General features: G+C 30.4%; 16 protein-coding genes and 1 pseudogene. 8 read left to right on the top strand and 9 right to left on the bottom strand.

Annotated features, from left to right (window positions below; genetic code table 11):
• Window positions 1–261: 261 nt before the first annotated feature.
• Together FS802_RS18425 and FS802_RS18420 are read left to right on the top strand one after the other, a co-directional pair.
• Window positions 262–738, top strand: coding sequence for a MarR family transcriptional regulator (locus FS802_RS18425; RefSeq protein WP_046956890.1), 477 nt, complete (start codon window positions 262–264; stop codon window positions 736–738).
• 57 nt (window positions 739–795) lie between these two features.
• Window positions 796–2,010: an MFS transporter gene (locus FS802_RS18420; protein ID WP_070169562.1), complete on the top strand. Its 1,215-nt coding sequence runs from the start codon at window positions 796–798 to the stop codon at window positions 2,008–2,010.
• A 137-nt stretch (window positions 2,011–2,147) separates the two neighbouring features.
• On the opposite strand, the pseudogene FS802_RS18415 reads toward FS802_RS18420, so the two are convergent.
• Window positions 2,148–2,513: pseudogene (locus FS802_RS18415) on the bottom strand (cardiolipin synthase); the annotation flags it as partial.
• Between the two features lie 460 nt (window positions 2,514–2,973).
• On the opposite strand from FS802_RS18415, the gene hfq reads away from it, so the two are divergent.
• The 6 genes from hfq to xerS all read left to right on the top strand — a co-directional run bounded on the left by hfq (window position 2,974) and on the right by xerS (window position 7,560).
• Window positions 2,974–3,162: an RNA chaperone Hfq gene (gene hfq, locus FS802_RS18410; protein WP_098654340.1), complete on the top strand. Its 189-nt coding sequence runs from the start codon at window positions 2,974–2,976 to the stop codon at window positions 3,160–3,162.
• 79 nt (window positions 3,163–3,241) lie between these two features.
• Complete coding sequence (locus tag FS802_RS31695; protein ID WP_260989084.1) at window positions 3,242–3,784, top strand: SEFIR domain-containing protein; 543 nt, start codon at window positions 3,242–3,244, stop codon at window positions 3,782–3,784.
• Between the two features lie 442 nt (window positions 3,785–4,226).
• The gene (locus FS802_RS31690) at window positions 4,227–4,673 is read left to right on the top strand and encodes a hypothetical protein (RefSeq protein WP_255291804.1); all 447 of its coding nucleotides are present in this window, start codon (window positions 4,227–4,229) and stop codon (window positions 4,671–4,673) included.
• A 38-nt stretch (window positions 4,674–4,711) separates the two neighbouring features.
• Window positions 4,712–5,386: a DUF6037 family protein gene (locus tag FS802_RS18400; protein ID WP_098654339.1), complete on the top strand. Its 675-nt coding sequence runs from the start codon at window positions 4,712–4,714 to the stop codon at window positions 5,384–5,386.
• A 217-nt stretch (window positions 5,387–5,603) separates the two neighbouring features.
• Complete coding sequence (locus FS802_RS18395; RefSeq protein ID WP_260989083.1) at window positions 5,604–5,840, top strand: helix-turn-helix domain-containing protein; 237 nt, start codon at window positions 5,604–5,606, stop codon at window positions 5,838–5,840.
• Between the two features lie 643 nt (window positions 5,841–6,483).
• Window positions 6,484–7,560 carry a tyrosine recombinase XerS gene (xerS, locus tag FS802_RS18390; protein WP_098654338.1) on the top strand — a complete coding sequence of 359 codons (1,077 nt, stop codon included), beginning with the start codon at window positions 6,484–6,486 and terminating at the stop codon, window positions 7,558–7,560.
• A 939-nt stretch (window positions 7,561–8,499) separates the two neighbouring features.
• Here xerS and FS802_RS18385 read toward each other — a convergent pair.
• The 8 genes from FS802_RS18385 to FS802_RS18355 form a co-directional block, all read right to left on the bottom strand.
• Window positions 8,500–9,207: a DUF6320 domain-containing protein gene (locus FS802_RS18385; RefSeq protein ID WP_000312746.1), complete on the bottom strand. Its 708-nt coding sequence runs from the start codon at window positions 9,205–9,207 to the stop codon at window positions 8,500–8,502.
• On the bottom strand, window positions 9,207–10,463 hold the full coding sequence (locus FS802_RS18380) for a hypothetical protein (protein ID WP_000990901.1): 1,257 nt from the start codon (window positions 10,461–10,463) through the stop codon (window positions 9,207–9,209). Before FS802_RS18380 ends, FS802_RS18385 begins: the two co-directional genes overlap by 1 nt.
• Window positions 10,464–10,849: 386 nt before the next feature.
• Window positions 10,850–11,668, bottom strand: coding sequence for a DUF4097 family beta strand repeat-containing protein (locus FS802_RS18375; RefSeq protein WP_000742824.1), 819 nt, complete (start codon window positions 11,666–11,668; stop codon window positions 10,850–10,852).
• A 171-nt stretch (window positions 11,669–11,839) separates the two neighbouring features.
• Window positions 11,840–12,697: an alpha/beta hydrolase family protein gene (locus FS802_RS31685; protein ID WP_260989082.1), complete on the bottom strand. Its 858-nt coding sequence runs from the start codon at window positions 12,695–12,697 to the stop codon at window positions 11,840–11,842.
• Window positions 12,694–13,209 carry a DUF3887 domain-containing protein gene (locus FS802_RS31680; protein WP_260989081.1) on the bottom strand — a complete coding sequence of 172 codons (516 nt, stop codon included), beginning with the start codon at window positions 13,207–13,209 and terminating at the stop codon, window positions 12,694–12,696. The genes FS802_RS31685 and FS802_RS31680 overlap by 4 nt, the downstream gene beginning before the upstream one ends.
• A gap of 200 nt (window positions 13,210–13,409) precedes the next feature.
• A complete protein-coding gene (locus FS802_RS18365) occupies window positions 13,410–14,099 on the bottom strand; it encodes a hypothetical protein (RefSeq protein ID WP_000992378.1) in 690 nt (229 codons plus the stop codon).
• 42 nt (window positions 14,100–14,141) lie between these two features.
• Window positions 14,142–14,978 (bottom strand): ATP-binding cassette domain-containing protein, encoded by an 837-nt coding sequence (locus FS802_RS18360; protein ID WP_144525337.1) that lies wholly within the window; start codon window positions 14,976–14,978, stop codon window positions 14,142–14,144.
• Window positions 14,971–15,312: a GntR family transcriptional regulator gene (locus FS802_RS18355; RefSeq protein ID WP_002160770.1), complete on the bottom strand. Its 342-nt coding sequence runs from the start codon at window positions 15,310–15,312 to the stop codon at window positions 14,971–14,973. The genes FS802_RS18360 and FS802_RS18355 overlap by 8 nt, the downstream gene beginning before the upstream one ends.
• Between the last annotated feature and the right edge of the window lie 469 nt (window positions 15,313–15,781).

The raw sequence follows: 15,781 nt of genomic DNA, 5'->3' as shown, positions 1-15,781 counted from the left end.
TTTACCGGTTAACTATATATAAAGTTTACCAGTAAACAATAATCCGGTCAAGAATTTTAAAAAGTGACTTGTATGCATTAAAAATAACTTTTATAAAATAATAGAACTTTATTAAGTTTGTTTATGAAAAGGGTATACAGTTAAAATGCTTATGTAATAAGATAAATTCTAATTTTGCAATTGACAATTGTTAGGTGAAGATATAAAATCAAAATAGTTTACCGGTAAACAAAAAAGATAAAGAAGGGTAGAAGTATTTAAATGAATAAGGGCATAAAACAGAAAATCTACGATAATTATTTACATTTATTACATCTCAATGAACAAAAGGCAGATAAGGACGTTGAGACTTTTTTTAAGCAGGCTAAAATGGAACAAATAGAACATGTACCGACAAATATGACAAGTATACACGTAATAGCCTGTATTGGTGAAAACCAACCAATAAATAATATTACAATTGCAAGGAAAATGAATTTATCTAAAGCGAATATCACAAAAATTAATACCAAATTAATAAGAGAAAATTTAATCACTCGTTTCCAGTCGATTGATAATAAGAAGGAGGTATATTATGAACTAACTCCAGCAGGACAATCACTTTGTGAATTGCATCAGAAAATCCATGATCAGAAAGAGAATGAATTTTATCAGTTTGTCGATTCATTTTCCGAAATAGAACAAAATGCAATATTAAAATTTTTACAGAATACAAACGAAAGAATGTTGGGGAAATAAAGTTATTTCACCTTAAATTAGTTAGCTGATTATTAATAATCTTTTAGGAGGGATAGTATGAATCGCGTTAAATCAAGTACTTCTTTTCTTTTATATTTGTTGTGTATTAGTGCTTTTTTCGCTTCTTTAAACCAAAATATTTACTCTCCAATAATCCCAATAATTCGAGATTCATTTCATGTTTCTATAACAATGGTTAATCTTTCAGTCTCAATATTTATTTTTATTACGGCAATTATGCAAATTGTTTTTGGTTCTATAATTGATTTTAAAGGGGCTAGGACTATTCTTATTCCTAGTATTATTTTAACAATTATAGCGAGTATTGGTTGTGCGATTACAAGTAACTTTACAGTGTTTTTAATTTGTAGAATTTTACAGGCTATAGGAACAGCTGCAATACCACTTATTGCGGCAACTACAATTGGCTCTATATTTCAAGGAGAACAACGAGGAAGTGCAATGGGTACATATCAAACAATGTTATCTATTGCGCCTGCTGTTGCACCTGTACTAGGAGGTTTTATTGGCGGAAAATATAACTATCCGGGTGTTTTTTGGCTACTTGTAGCAGTATCTTTAGTTCTGTTTATTATTAATTGGTTATATTTTCCGAAAGATCAGGTGGAGAGCAATAAAGCTTTGAATGTTAGAACTTTACTATCGCACTATGCTTCTATATTTAAAAGTAAAGTGGGAAGTTCTATATTAATATTAAGTTTCTTTGCATTTTTTCTCTATTTTTCTTTCATCGTTTACTTACCAATTTTATTAACAGATTATTACCAATTAAGTTTACAGATAGTAGGTTTACTTTACTTACCGATGGCAATAAGTTTAATAATTGGCAGCATGACTTTTAAAACTATTCAATCTAAAATTTCAATAACTAAACTTTTTATAACTGGAAATGTAGTCTTATCTTTGAGCGCTATATTATTTGCTGTGACACACTCGAATACTTTAATTGGCGTAACAATTGCTTTAATTCTCCACGGAATATCAATTGGTATCCTCACTCCTTTATTTGCTACTATGATTGCAAATGAATTTGAACATAATAGAGGAAGCGCGATGGGAATGTTTAACTTTATTAGATATATGGGAATGGCAGTAGGACCAATTGTTTCGGGGGTATTATTAACATATTTCCAACCTACATTTGTATTTGTTATATTTGGAGGGTTTTTTATCTTCCTCACTTTTGGTATGCTTATTCGAATTAAGAAGAGATTTATTAAAATTGTGACAAAAGAAGAAACTCTAAAATAAGAAAAACATTTAAGATTCCAGCATAGAAAGTGGGGTAGTTGGTAGTTCCAGTTGATCTTTCTTTAATCTGTAATAACTGTTATAAATTAATTTTAATCATCTTATGAATTAGGAGAAATAATTATAAGTTATAATTATTAATTGTTTTTTTGTTTTACTTGTTCTTTTAATTCATCAAGGTTCTTACTGCTAATATTGTCAGTAATAGTTTCATGTCTTTCATTTTTTAATACAATTGTTTTTCCGACAATTTGTGCCTTAGAAGACATCTTATTTTCATTAATAGTTTCTATGTTTGTCTGAAAATCTGCTTTGTTATTTTCAGCAAAGATAATGGCGAATGGTTCAATTGATCCGTAGTAGTTTCCAAATAATTGATTCTTTTTCAAAAACATCATATATTTTTTATTAACTTTAGGTTCGATATATAAAGGATCCTTATTTTGAACATCTTTAGTAGTTACCTTAGTAGCTTTTTTTGTAACTGTGCCATCTGGTGCAACAGCTGTAGGAAGACATAAAAGTCTAAACTCAAATCTCATGAACAATCGTTGATAAATAGCCATTATCATAAATTTTGTAGGTATTTTCTTGTCTCAATAACGGGACATGAAAGTCTAAACCTTTTGAACATAGGACAATAAACTCTAAACTACTTAGCCAATAATAATAAAATGCTCATGAAATGTTTTGATTTTAATTGTATGCACTAGTATAAAAATCAAGTGTAAATAAATCAGAGTATGCTCTAATCAGTCTGCATTATAGAGGTATTACATACGACATTCATTTTAAAAATCATATTCACTTATATGAGAGATAAAAGCCCTCCTACAATTAGGAGGGCTTTTAAATACCAACATATTAAATATTTTGTAAAAATTTATAAATTTTTAATCAATGATGACTGTATTCCAATAATATCAATACCTGAAATATGGTACGATTTAAAGAGGGAGATATATGAGAATGATACAGGAAGATATGTATACAGAAATAATAGATACAAAAAGAACGGTTACTATATTTTTGAAAAGTGGTGTTCCGATACGAGGACAAATACTTTCAATGGATACATACTCTGTTCTTGTAATGGTTCATAATAAACAACAATTAATTTACAAACAAGCCATTTCCACTATTACTAAGTAATTTTTGATAGCTAAAAAATTTTAAATAACAAGATGAGAATTACCCGTAAATTGCACTAACTAAAGGAGTGGTTACCCATATGGAAAATAAGTTAAACTCTGGTTCAAGACCACCAAAAATATTCATATCATATGCTTGGACATCTCAGGAATACCAAGAGAAAGTCATCAGATTTGCACAGCGTCTAAGGGAAAATGGTATTGATGTTGTGGCAGATTTTTGGGATTTAAATCCTGGTAATAGTCTGTTTGCTTTTATGGAAAGTATGGTAACAGATCCTACGATTGATAAAGTATTAGTCTTATGCAATAAAATATACGCTGATAAAGCTGCTGCTTATACCGGTGGAGTCGGTACAGAAACACAAATAATAGGACCACACATATATAACCAAGTGCGACAAGAAAAGTTTATTCCTATTATTTTAGAAAGAGAAGAATTAGATACGGAGTATATTCCTGTTCATATGAACGTTTTAATATATATGGATTTAGATCGAGATTTTGAAAAGGGTTTTGAAAAATTACTTCGCTTATTGTATAACAAACCATTATTACGAAAACCAGAATTAGGAACGGCTCCAAGCTATTTATTTGAGGAAAAAAAACGAGATTTAGGGTAGATGGAATTTTATCCTCTATGCAGGATGCTATTATTCACCGACCTGGAAGAATAGCATCCTTGTCTTATGACTATAAAAGAGCTTTTTTAGAGGATTTAGAAGAATATAGAATAATGGAATTATCCGAACCATATGATGAGCAAATTTATAACCTAATTCATGAAATGATTCCCTTGAGAAATAACTATATTAAATTCATTGAGTTATTATGTAGTAATCATACATTATTTGATACTAAAACGCTGATCGATTTTTTGAAACCCTGTATGCTTATTCTGGTCCATATGGAACAACAGGACCCGTTCAATTTGAACATTATAGATATTTTATTCATGAGCTATTTCTATATACTACAACAATATTAATTTGCAGAAAAATGTATGAGAAACTCAATGAAATTTGTAAGCATAGATATTTTGTAGAATATCTGAATTATAATGAAATGCAAGATGGAAGTTATGGATTCTTCTATTTTTATTTACATAGCCTAGTAGACACCCGAAATAGAAGATTACAATTAAACCGTACAAGTGTACACGCTGATTTAATTAGGGAGCAATCTATTTCCTCCGGATATTCATGGGAGAATCTAATAGAAGCGGACTGTATGTTGTATTGCATAAAAGATATTCAACGATTATTAGGAAAGAAGCAAGAATATAGTAAACGTTGGTATCCTGTAACATATGCTTATTTCCAATTCTCAGACCCTATATTACCTATACTTCAAAGATTAAAATCAAGAGAGCACTTTGATGAAATAAAAAACTTGTTAGGGGTTAAGAGTGTAGGACAATTAGAAAGTGTAAAAAGAGTATCAGCTGAAGAATATAGATCAAGTGTTCCATCACTATATAATTTACTTCCAAGTGAAATAGCAATATACTAACAAAATGTGAAATGTAAGTAATTAAAGGGGACTATTATATGTCAAAAACAATTAACCTAACAAGACTTTTTTCATTGTCACATTCAATGTTAAAACAGCAGCTTGATTACCAAGTTATAAATGGAATTCAGTACAAAAATGATCTGCAAATATGCGCTATATTTAAATATGATTACATAGATTTAAAGAAAAAAAAGTACAATGAATCTTCAGACAAAGAATATGTATTAGGATTATTTAAAAAAGGAACCAGAGAGTATATAGAATTACCACTAAAACATAAAAAAACGAAGCAATTTGAATCATTTGAATTACCAATAGAACTTGATAATAATTTGTACAATAAACTTAAGATTTTTCTAGAAATTGATCAATCGAAACATGGGAATTTTCATCCATGGCACTTTTTTAAAGCCTTAAATGCTGCTATACCAACAAAAGCTAGTCAAGACAACCTAGATAGAAGGGTTTGCTCATACTCATACCCTACAAGTCAGGATAATGAACATGAAAAAATTTATTTTCTCAGTTTTAGGGATAATGATAAAAGAGGGGAGAAACGCAGCCTAGAAAATTATGCGAAAACACAAAAACTCTTGCCTCATGCTAACAAAATTATTGGAAATAGAAATATATCAGTATGCTTTACCACTATGCCAAAAGATATTAATAAAGAAATAAAAGAAATGGATAATAAAATAAACGATTTATAAGTTTTATTTGTGTTTGCGATAAATTGAGATATTCCCCCAATTTATCATCATCGAGATATAGATCTACTTGATTTGAGTCTAATTTAGAAAGGATATATAAATCTTTTTTATTATGGCAATTCGAAAAAGTTTACATTAAAACCATTGAAAATAAAGGGATTGAAAAGTAGATGGATAAAAATAACTGAAATTATATGTTTTATAAAGGGGTATTACATTGGAAAAAATTGCAGAAAAAATTTATAAGGATAGAAAATTTTATAACATATCACAAGCTCAATTATGTGAAGGAATTTGTACAAAGTCTTATTTAAGTTCACTTGAAAATAATAAAATAGCCCCTAACCCCCTAGTTACTAACTTACTTTTAGAACGGCTAAATCAATTCAAAGATAAATCAGAAATAATTGATTACAATATAAAAAACTCATTCCATAGGGTATTTCTAATATAAAGAGAGAATATCGGAATCAACGAAATCAACGAAATTCGACAATAGAAGAGTGGCAATTATATACTCTAAAAATACAAATAAAGTTCGCGCGAAATACCAATTTTACGAACAATAAGATATTTAAATATAAATCTAATACCGTGTTTAGGGATTTCAAGCTCAATTGCATAAGTCTTGGTATATTGGTATGCGGCTATATAATTCATATTTTATATAGAAATTATTAAATACTGAACTATTCATTGAAAAATTTCATAGTAAATTACCTTTTAATATATAGGATTTGTTCTTATGTTAATCAAATTAATTCCTCAAAATCATGATTAAATTAACTAATACATGTTAGATAACGAATTTTAAACTGTTTTCATATATTGATTTTTTGCATGAATTTATACATATAAATTGTTTTATTTTAAATACATTTATATGTAGTTTTTCCACCATTTTTTATGGTTAAATACAAATTTCTCACTTAATTATCTATAATTTTTATTTGAGTAAATACATTATTCCTTTCATTAATGATTATATTTTAGCATCTCATAATTTAATTATGTAAATAAGTTTGTGTAAAAATTGAATTTAACGCGAACTTGTGTTCGCTTCTATTTTCTGTTATATTATATATGAGGTGATTTTTATGGACTACAGCAAGCAACGTCAAAAATCCGTACATCGTAAAAAATTATACGAAAATCTAAATGAAATGCCTTTTTACATAGAAGAATTTGTGGAGTATAAAGAATTGCATGATGCCTCTCCCTCCACCCTACTGAATTATGTATATGATTTTAGAGTCTTTTTTAATTGGCTATTATCCGAACAAATTATTGAATTAAAGCCCATTAAAGACATATCCTTCTCCGATTTAGAGAATTTAAAGAAAAAAGATGTTGAGAACTTCATGAGGTTTCTAAAACTGCAACAAAACATGCAAAATTCCTCTGTTAACAGAAAAATTTCGGCCTTAAAATCTTTATTTAAGTACCTTACCTCCCTATCAGAAAATGAAGATGGAGAATGCTATTTTTATAGAAATGTAATGGCTAAGATCGAAATACATAAAGATAAAGAAACATTAAATGCCCGCGCAAAACGTATGAGATCTAAAATATTTCATAATGATGACGATCAAGAGTTTTTAAATTACGTTAAGTATGAGCATGAAAAATCTTTAACAAAACATCAGTTGTTCTATTTCTTGAGAGATAAAGATCGGGATGTAGCAATCCTCTCCCTTTTTCTTGGTAGTGGTATTCGTGTAAGTGAATTGGCTGATCTTCGTATGGAAGATATAAATATAAAAGAAAGGCTAATTGATGTGATCCGAAAAGGAAACAAAGAAGATTCTGTATGGATTACCCCAATCGCATTGAACGATTTAGAAAAGTATATGGGAATTAGAGATAACAAATATGCTCCAGGGAAAGAATTAAAAAATGTATTTTTATCAAAGTATAAACATACTGCACAACCTCTTTCGGTTAGAGCTATCCAGGATATAGTAGAAAAATATACTAAAGCCTATGGTAAAAAAATGTCTCCTCATAAATTAAGACACACATTGGCAAATAAATTATACATGGAAGAAAAAGACTCGTTACAAGTGATGCAGCAACTTGGGCACACGAGTCAAGATACAGCTTTGTTATACACTCAGCTTGGAGAAACAACTATTAAAGATAGTTTAGGAAGAATTGGAAAAAATAAAGAATAAAAGTTCAGCGATATATAATTGCTGAACTTTTATTCTTTTCCTTCTCCTTAATAAATCGATTTGACTGCTATATATAATTCGCATAAAAATTGATTTTATTATGTAAAAAATACATAGTTTAAATTCTAATTTAATCAGGATTTAAAAACTCTCTTGTTAGAAAAACGAGCTGAAATATGAAGGTCTAAATTCTCATAATTATTGATTATGTTAAATATATTTTTAACAAATGTTTAAGTATTTGTTTATGTAACTTCAAATGTTGAAATACATAAACAAAATAAGGAAACTAATGTTGCTTTTCCTATTTATTCTTTTTAACCTTGTGTTACTTCTATTAAATTAATAAATATTACTAAGTGCTGATTAACCCAAAAGTCGATTGTCTGCTGACAATCGACTTTTAATTCTAATCGTTATTGTATTCGTTAAATAGGAATTTAACGAATACTTCTGGAGATGAGAGTTAACCCCTTCCCCCATCTTTTTGTACAAAGACATGAAAATGGATACTTTTTAGACAAGAAAGTGGGTACTTCTAATTCTATCATTGTTTTAGGACAAGAAAGTGGATACTTTTTTTATAAAGGAATTACTTTAGTTATATATATCTACGTACATCTTTACCATGATTTTTAATAGCAAATCTGTTAATTAAAAGGTACAGTTGCGTATAACGATTCTTTCTAAAATAAATATATATGTATTTAAATTTGTATTAGGATTTAAACAAACAAATTTCAATTGTATTTTACTTAGTCCTTATAATTTCTTAATTTTGAGTAACCATAAAATGGTTAATTGTTTATAAATAATGAAGAATAAAATAAAAAAAGTGCTACATTATTAAATGAGCACTTGTAAGATACCTTTGATTACTGCCTTTACTTATTATTAGAGATGTCATTGGTTCACAGGATAAGACAATTGTTTTAAACGTTAAAAGTGAAATGTTCTTTTCAATAGTTCTTTCCATTTGTTTGGAAAACAGTAGGAAAGAACTATACATACGGTACCAAAAGATAAAAAAATTTTCATATCCTTAAGAGACCTTGAAAAGGTATAGGGACGGTTACTATAATGTCCTAATATAAAACTGATCCAAGCTGTTAAAATAAATACAGATATTGTAATTACTCCTACAAAAGCAAGCCATCTATTTTTGTTCTGTTTATAAAACTTTCTGTTCAGCCAAATTAAAGTAACGCACATCAAAAATATAGGAATTGCTATAGTAACAGACCAATTTATTTGATTATCAACCATATCTAATGCAAGTAATAAACATATAATTGTAATATTTAATATGAGGGCTTTTCTTTTAATTTTCTTAGAGAAAATATACATTACAATCCAAATAGAAATGACTGAACTGCTACTATATAGAGACCATGTTAACGTTTTAGCTAATATAAAATTAATTAAGGTTGGAATGAAAAGAGCTAAAAGAGCCCCTACGCTAAAGATACGAAAGATTAGCTTTAATACGTTATCTCTTACATTTTCATACATACTATAATAGTGAGGAAAACCATTTTCTTTAAGAAGCTGTTCATCACTTGAGACTTTAGGGATATAGGTAAAGCATAACGGGCAAGGGATTTGATCCCTTTCTACCTGAATACCGCACTTTGGACAATATGCCACTAGTATCCCCTCCTGTTAGATTCTATTTTCACATTAATGCCCTCTTTTTTTAGTTTTCTAAAGAATTCCCGTTCTACAATTTGAATATCAGATATATTTCCGAAAGTGATATACATGTAAGAGCCAAAACTAATAACCCCGGCTTTTATTTTATTCCCTACACTGGGAGGTGGATAGAATTCAAATCGTTCAATAAACGGCTCTATGTCCTTATTCAGAGATACTACTCCTAAATTAGAGATAGAGCTTGTATACAAACTTTCCCCAAATTTTGAGTGTATAATAGGTGCCAATTGGTCCTTAATAGTAAGTGGCAAAAGTCGTAGCAAGACATTTCTTTCTCCACGAACATTTCGAGCAATAAGTGGTTTCAGTTGTTTGCTGTTTAAATATCGTTTAAATTCTATTTGAACCTTCTGTACAATCTCATGAAATGTGTATTCTCCTAAACGAGGATCAATTGTTATGGGTATACTGACAAAGAAATTGCGAAGCGTTTGACTTTCAAAAAAGTTCCGCAAGTTAACAGGTACATTAATGGTGATAGGTTTAGTATTAGCTGCTAGCGCAGACTGGATTTCAATTAATACCTCTATGTATTTAGATGTTAAATAAGTAGTAATGCTTATATCTTGAGATTTAGCTAATTGTTTAATTTCCCTTATATCGATCTCTCCAGTAGTAATATGATATATTCCCTTTTTATCAAACTTAAATGGAAGTTTGTATGCATAATCAAGCCCTTCTTGCCAGCTTGGTACATTTTCTTCGTAATATGTTGCAAAAGAATCTTCAAACTCTAAGTTAATTCTATTTTTCGTTTCCATTTGCAAATCAAGAGATTCTTTCCTTGTAACATAATAAGTCACTAAAATTTTTAAAAATTCTAAAGCCCCTGTACCGTCTGTCAGCATATGTGAAACTTCAAAAGATATTCTTCTATTATAATAAAGAATACGATAAGGAAATGTATTATGACTGGTGAAAAACAAATTAGAACAAGGATAGTAATGCTCTATTGAAGCAATAGGAATTTCATTCGTTTTTTTAAAATAATTCCAGAAAATCCCCTTCTTTACGATTACTTTAAATAGAGGGAGTTGTTCTAAAGTTTGTTCAATAGCCCATTGTAAAACTTCAGGATTAACCATGCTTTTAAGGTTAACTGAAAGTCTAAAAACCGTAGAAACTCTTGATGTAACAGTTGAAGCATATAGCTTTCCAGCATTATCTAGTTTGTACCACTCTGCGTTCATTGTTATCTCCTTTGCATAAAGAAAGAATCTAACAGTTTGTATTCAATGAATATGCACTATAAGTAATGATGTACAGAAATACATACAGCAAGTGCATTCATCTAGATTCCTCCTAGTTTTATATTTTCACAAACAAGGTCTCTTTATTCCTCTCCAACAAGTCCAATGAAGAAATCTTGTAAAACCAATGGTTAAATAATTACCGGCTCTGTACCCTGTATCCTCAATTGGCTTGCCAAAAACATACTGCGATACAAATCCACCCATTTTGAAAAAATCAATCAAAATGGGTAGAAGGTTTTTGAGTTTTGAAATTTTTAATATTTAAATGAAACTACATTATTTTCTTTGTACATATTTTCCTAGGATACTTAGAAATTTTAAGATTAACGAACAAATTTAAGGTTTATGTCCCCATTATTAGCATTGACATCTAATTTTTTATCACCACCACTTTTATTTTCTGGCAGATTGTTTTTACCTTTAGAAGCTTTGCTCGAAATACTAAATACATCATACGATCCTACTATGGTTCCATTTATACCACCATTTTTTGAATCTAATTTCAATGTATCTTCAACTGCAACTTTTTCTATATCTAGGTTACCATTTGAAACTGTTGCATCAACGGAACCTTTCACGTTCACATTTGATAAATTGATATCGTCATTTTTCGTTTCCATTTTGAAGCTTTTTTCAATTGCTACATTAGAAGCTTTTATTTTCCCATTGGAAGTTATTGCGTCAACGGATCCAGATATATTTATTTCTGATAGATTAATATCTCCTTTAGAGGTTTTTATTTCCATACCGCTTTCCATACCGCGCGGAACTGATATCTTAACATTTCTATGTGTTTTATCGGAATTGAGACCAACATAATCTTTCAATTCTTTATTAGTACTGGCTTTCATTATTAAATTCTTTTCATCTGAAACATTTATTTCATAGGATTCTTTATCATTTTCAAAATACGTAATATGAATTTCATTATCGTTTGATTTTACTACATCAACACTACGATCCATATCAGACAGAGATATTTGAGAAATCTTACCTGCTTCTATTGAATAGCTCTTTTCCTCATATTTTATTGGATGTTTTTGCTTATCAGAACTAGCATCATTTGTACACGCAGAAGTAAAAGCTAGTACTGAACCAACAAGAACAGTGACAGGTAAAACTCTTTTAAAAGGTTTTTTCATAATTTATAACACCACTTTCTAAATAAATACATAAATCAATCTTCATTTTTGTGATTTCAAGATTTAATGCATAAATTTTTATATTTGGAATTCGACCAAAATATTTGTCTCTTGGCCGAATCCATACTTTTCTTTACAAGAGAGTAATATTTCGCTCTCATTTTGAGTGAATTAATGTTGAGCGTTAATCCATCCTGAGATATCTTCTATCACTTGAGAATCTACATGTGCTGGTTTGTTATAAATACTACCATCAAATTTATCTGCGGAACCGCCTGGCATAAACAAATGACTCAGCCCTGGATAAAGCTTGAAACTGACATTGTCTTTACCAGCAAGTGTTTCTTGCCACAGTTTATAATCCACTTTTTCTAAGACATGAAAATCAGTTGTACCTTGCATGATGAACATCGGGATATTTAGATTTTTAACAATACTTACTCCATCGATTTTATTCAAACTATTCCAATAGCTAGCCGGATAACCAAGTATAACTTCTGTTTTATCAGCGGAGTTGAGTTTCTTGATTTTTTCTACTCCCGCTTTCGTATTATCCAGTTCCTCTTTTTTACGCTCGTCCGATAGGTTTTCTTGTTTCAATCGCAATTTAGTCTGTGTCAACACTATATCCTCTAATCGACGTAGGGGACCAGCCATTGAGACAAAGCCTTTAATTTCTGGATTATCCTGTGCAATCTTTGGTCCTACTAAACCACCCTGGCTATGCCCAATTAGATAGATCCTGTTACTAGCTACTCTTTCATCTTCTTTAACAAGTCGAACTGCCTCTTTAGCATCTTTCAAATATTCTGTTTCCACATCAAAAACATCATTCGGATAGGCATAAGAGCGTTTGTCATAACGGATAGAAGCAATTCCCTTTTCTGCCAGACCGTGTGCAATATCCGCAAAAGGACGATTAAGGCCTGTGCCAATGATAGAATCCATATTATTGGGACCAGATCCCTGAAGTAAAATTGCAACCGGTGGCTTTTCTATTCCTTTAGGGAGAGTTAGCAACCCATTCAATTTTTTTCATTGTAACCAACTTTAATGGAAGATTCTTCCCACTTTTCCCCTTCCTTTGGTTTCACTATAAGTGGCTGCATCTGAGTTTGAATGTCTGCTACCTTACCATCCTTTGTATAAACAAAAGTTGTTTGCAAATTATTTTTACGATGTACTGTAGTAATAGACACTTTCCCATTTTTATCTTTCGAATTAAATACTTCCGATTCTGTATTTAGAGCAGGCCCTAATTGAGATGTTAAAGATCTCCATTTAGAAGCAAACTCTTCCTTAGGTAATTTACTTGTCATTTCCTGAGTTACATTTTTATAAAGTTGATCGAAATCATTTTTCTGAAATTGCTCCAAATAGGCTGCACTTTTCATTTTTAAATCTTTCTCATCAAAACTTTTTGTGCCTTGCGTAACATTTTGGTTCTGTGAATTCTTATCCGACTTTTCTGGCGTTGTACCACAGGCTGCAAGTGAGATTATTATTGCACTTGCTACAATAGGCTTGGTCAACTTAAACATAATAATCCCTCCACTAATCTTTAGTTAGTAATCTCAGCGCGTATGAAGTTGCCTATAATAGTTAAGATGGTTATTTTTATATTCTATCTGATTCTCAGGATGCTATCCTGTCCTATTTACTTACACTCAGCAAAATATAACGGATGCTCATTTCACCTTTAAAGCCTCAATCCTTTGGTAAATAAAAAACTTATTAATATTTAAATCTTCTTACGACTTACGACCAATACACATAAAACATAGACAATGGCAGATACTACAAGACAACTTATTATTTGAATAACTGCGTTTGGAGTAAAGATTAGTGTGTCAAATATCAAGCCTAATACTTTTCGAAGTGAAGCAATAGGTGTAAATACACAAATGATAGCTACAATGATAATATCTGTAAGCCAACCATACCAAGATCCTTGGATTGTAGTTAATGTATGAACAATCAAAGCAACCATCAGCAAAAATACAAATTGACGAATGAAGGCAATACTAACTCCGTTATTCCCCCAGCCAAAAACACCAAATGGGTTGGCTACAAATCCATTATTACCAACAGGTAATAATTTATCTAAGTAAAGATAGCAAAGCACCGTAAATACTGAAATCACAAGAGCGAAACCAATATAATTTATAAGAATTCCTCTCATATAGTCCAGCTTTTTTACATTAAGATTCATAATTTTCCGGAAATTTCTAGCAGGAATAAGCACCGCACTCATTAAAATTATGATATAAGAGTAAAATCCAAAACTTAAATAAAATTGTCCTTTATCTGTTGTTCCTAGTAAATCATTGATTACGTAACTAATTATTTGTAAGAAAATCGCTGAGATAAAAATAACGTACGATAATTTTACTTTCTTAAAATTTAGCTTTGCTACAGCAAGTGCATTCATCTTAAGTCCTCCTAATTTTATATTTTCACAATCAAATTCTTTTTATTCTCCTTCAACAAGACTGATAAAGAAGTCTTGTAAACCCAAAGGTGATATCATTACAGTGTCTGTATCCTCAATTGGCTTGTCAAAAATGTATTGTGATACAAATCCCCCCACGTTCTTTTTACCGATAATATTTAGACCCTTCGTTACTTGTTCGACTATATCAACTGGACCTGTTACAGAATAAGCCATCTCATCAATATCAGTGATATCTGCATATAATCTAAGTTCTCCTTTATCAATGATAAGAAGCTTTTCTGCAACTTTAGAAATTTCATCAATTAAGTGTGTGGAAACAATAATAATTTTGGGTTTTTGTTCATTGCATACTTGTAATAAATCGTAAAAACTATTGCGCGTAATAGCATCAAACCCTAAAACTGGCTCATCTAGAATAATTATAGCCTTGTTACTTGCCATACCAAGGATTGTGTTAACCATAACCTTCATTCCAAATGATGTTTGTTCATACTTTTTGTTTAAATCCAATTTGAATTTTTCAGCAATTTCAATTGCAAAATTAAGATCAAATTGATTGTGCAATTCTTTTGCAGTCTTGAATAAGTCCCTTATACGCATATTAAAATGTTCTGCATCACTAGGAACAAAATATACTTGTTCCGGCATACGCATCATATTTACGAGGTTTCCCCCAACTCTGACTTCACCAGCACTAGTATTATGGTGACCTGCGATTAATTTGAGAAAAGTAGTTTTACCTGCACCATTTTTACCTAGCAAACAGTAAATACCGGGTGAATCCAAGGTTACGGAAAAATTCCGTAACCCTTCATTTTTGCCATAATCTTTAGTTACATTGGATAAATTAATCATCATTTTCCTCCATTACTAATTTAATTATTTCCTCTCGTGATATACCAATTTTCATCGATTGTCGAATCGTATCTAACAATTCTTTTTTTCGCTCGTCCAATATAATTTTCTTTGCTTCATTGGTTACTGCCATCCCAATTCCTCGCTTTTTATAGAGCACACCTTTATCTGCAAGAATCTTAACAGCCTTTACCGATGTAGTTGGGTTTACTGAGAGAAGTTTAGAAATCTGAGTGGTTGAAATAATTAAGTCATCCGGGTTATATGTACCTGATAAAATATCATTTTCAATCATCTCTGCAACCTGTGCAAATACGGGTTTCTCAGTTCTCATGAGCACTTCCTTCCCCCATTGTTATATGGTTAATGATTTGAGTCACTAACCAAATCTACAATAACCCCATCCAATTGTCAAGATACTCAGTGTATTAGGTACTCTGCAAGTAGTTTAAAGTTTTGATTGTTCGTACTGATTAGTTCACTAAGAGTTTTTGTTCTAAATAAAATGACATTTAGTTTAACTCTATTACCTCTAAAAATATAGAGAGTTTATATTTTTGTTACCACTTCCCTCACTGTTATATGGTTAATGATTTAAGTCATTAACCTAATCTACAATAACCCCATTAACTTGTCAAGATACGTATTTAATTTAGGTGCTCTGCAAGTAGTTTGAAGTTTCAATTACTTTAACTGTTCAGGTTACTAGGTGTCTATGTTCCAAATAAAATAGCACTTGATTTAACTCTGTTACCTGTACAAATACAGAAACTTCAGCCCTTTTGGAAGTATTCTCCTTAATG

The organism is Bacillus sp. DE0042 (assembly GCF_007680225.1).
GTDB lineage: Bacteria > Bacillota > Bacilli > Bacillales > Bacillaceae_G > Bacillus_A > Bacillus_A wiedmannii.
The sequence above is the reverse complement of the archived record's forward strand: the minus strand, read 5'-3'. Positions and strand labels throughout refer to the sequence as shown.

What these genes read in the sequence shown, in the direction of transcription:
- FS802_RS18425 (WP_046956890.1), top strand. Translation starts at nt 262, where the DNA reads ATGAATAAGGGCATAAAACAGAAAATCTACGATAATTATTTACATTTA.
- FS802_RS18420 (WP_070169562.1), top strand. Translation starts at nt 796, where the DNA reads ATGAATCGCGTTAAATCAAGTACTTCTTTTCTTTTATATTTGTTGTGT.
- hfq (WP_098654340.1), top strand. Translation starts at nt 2,974, where the DNA reads ATGAGAATGATACAGGAAGATATGTATACAGAAATAATAGATACAAAA.
- FS802_RS31695 (WP_260989084.1), top strand. Translation starts at nt 3,242, where the DNA reads ATGGAAAATAAGTTAAACTCTGGTTCAAGACCACCAAAAATATTCATA.
- FS802_RS31690 (WP_255291804.1), top strand. Translation starts at nt 4,227, where the DNA reads ATGCAAGATGGAAGTTATGGATTCTTCTATTTTTATTTACATAGCCTA.
- FS802_RS18400 (WP_098654339.1), top strand. Translation starts at nt 4,712, where the DNA reads ATGTCAAAAACAATTAACCTAACAAGACTTTTTTCATTGTCACATTCA.
- xerS (WP_098654338.1), top strand. Translation starts at nt 6,484, where the DNA reads ATGGACTACAGCAAGCAACGTCAAAAATCCGTACATCGTAAAAAATTA.
- FS802_RS18380 (WP_000990901.1), bottom strand. Translation starts at nt 10,463, where the DNA reads ATGAACGCAGAGTGGTACAAACTAGATAATGCTGGAAAGCTATATGCT.
- FS802_RS18375 (WP_000742824.1), bottom strand. Translation starts at nt 11,668, where the DNA reads ATGAAAAAACCTTTTAAAAGAGTTTTACCTGTCACTGTTCTTGTTGGT.
- FS802_RS31680 (WP_260989081.1), bottom strand. Translation starts at nt 13,209, where the DNA reads ATGTTTAAGTTGACCAAGCCTATTGTAGCAAGTGCAATAATAATCTCA.
- FS802_RS18365 (WP_000992378.1), bottom strand. Translation starts at nt 14,099, where the DNA reads ATGAATGCACTTGCTGTAGCAAAGCTAAATTTTAAGAAAGTAAAATTA.
- FS802_RS18360 (WP_144525337.1), bottom strand. Translation starts at nt 14,978, where the DNA reads ATGATTAATTTATCCAATGTAACTAAAGATTATGGCAAAAATGAAGGG.
- FS802_RS18355 (WP_002160770.1), bottom strand. Translation starts at nt 15,312, where the DNA reads ATGAGAACTGAGAAACCCGTATTTGCACAGGTTGCAGAGATGATTGAA.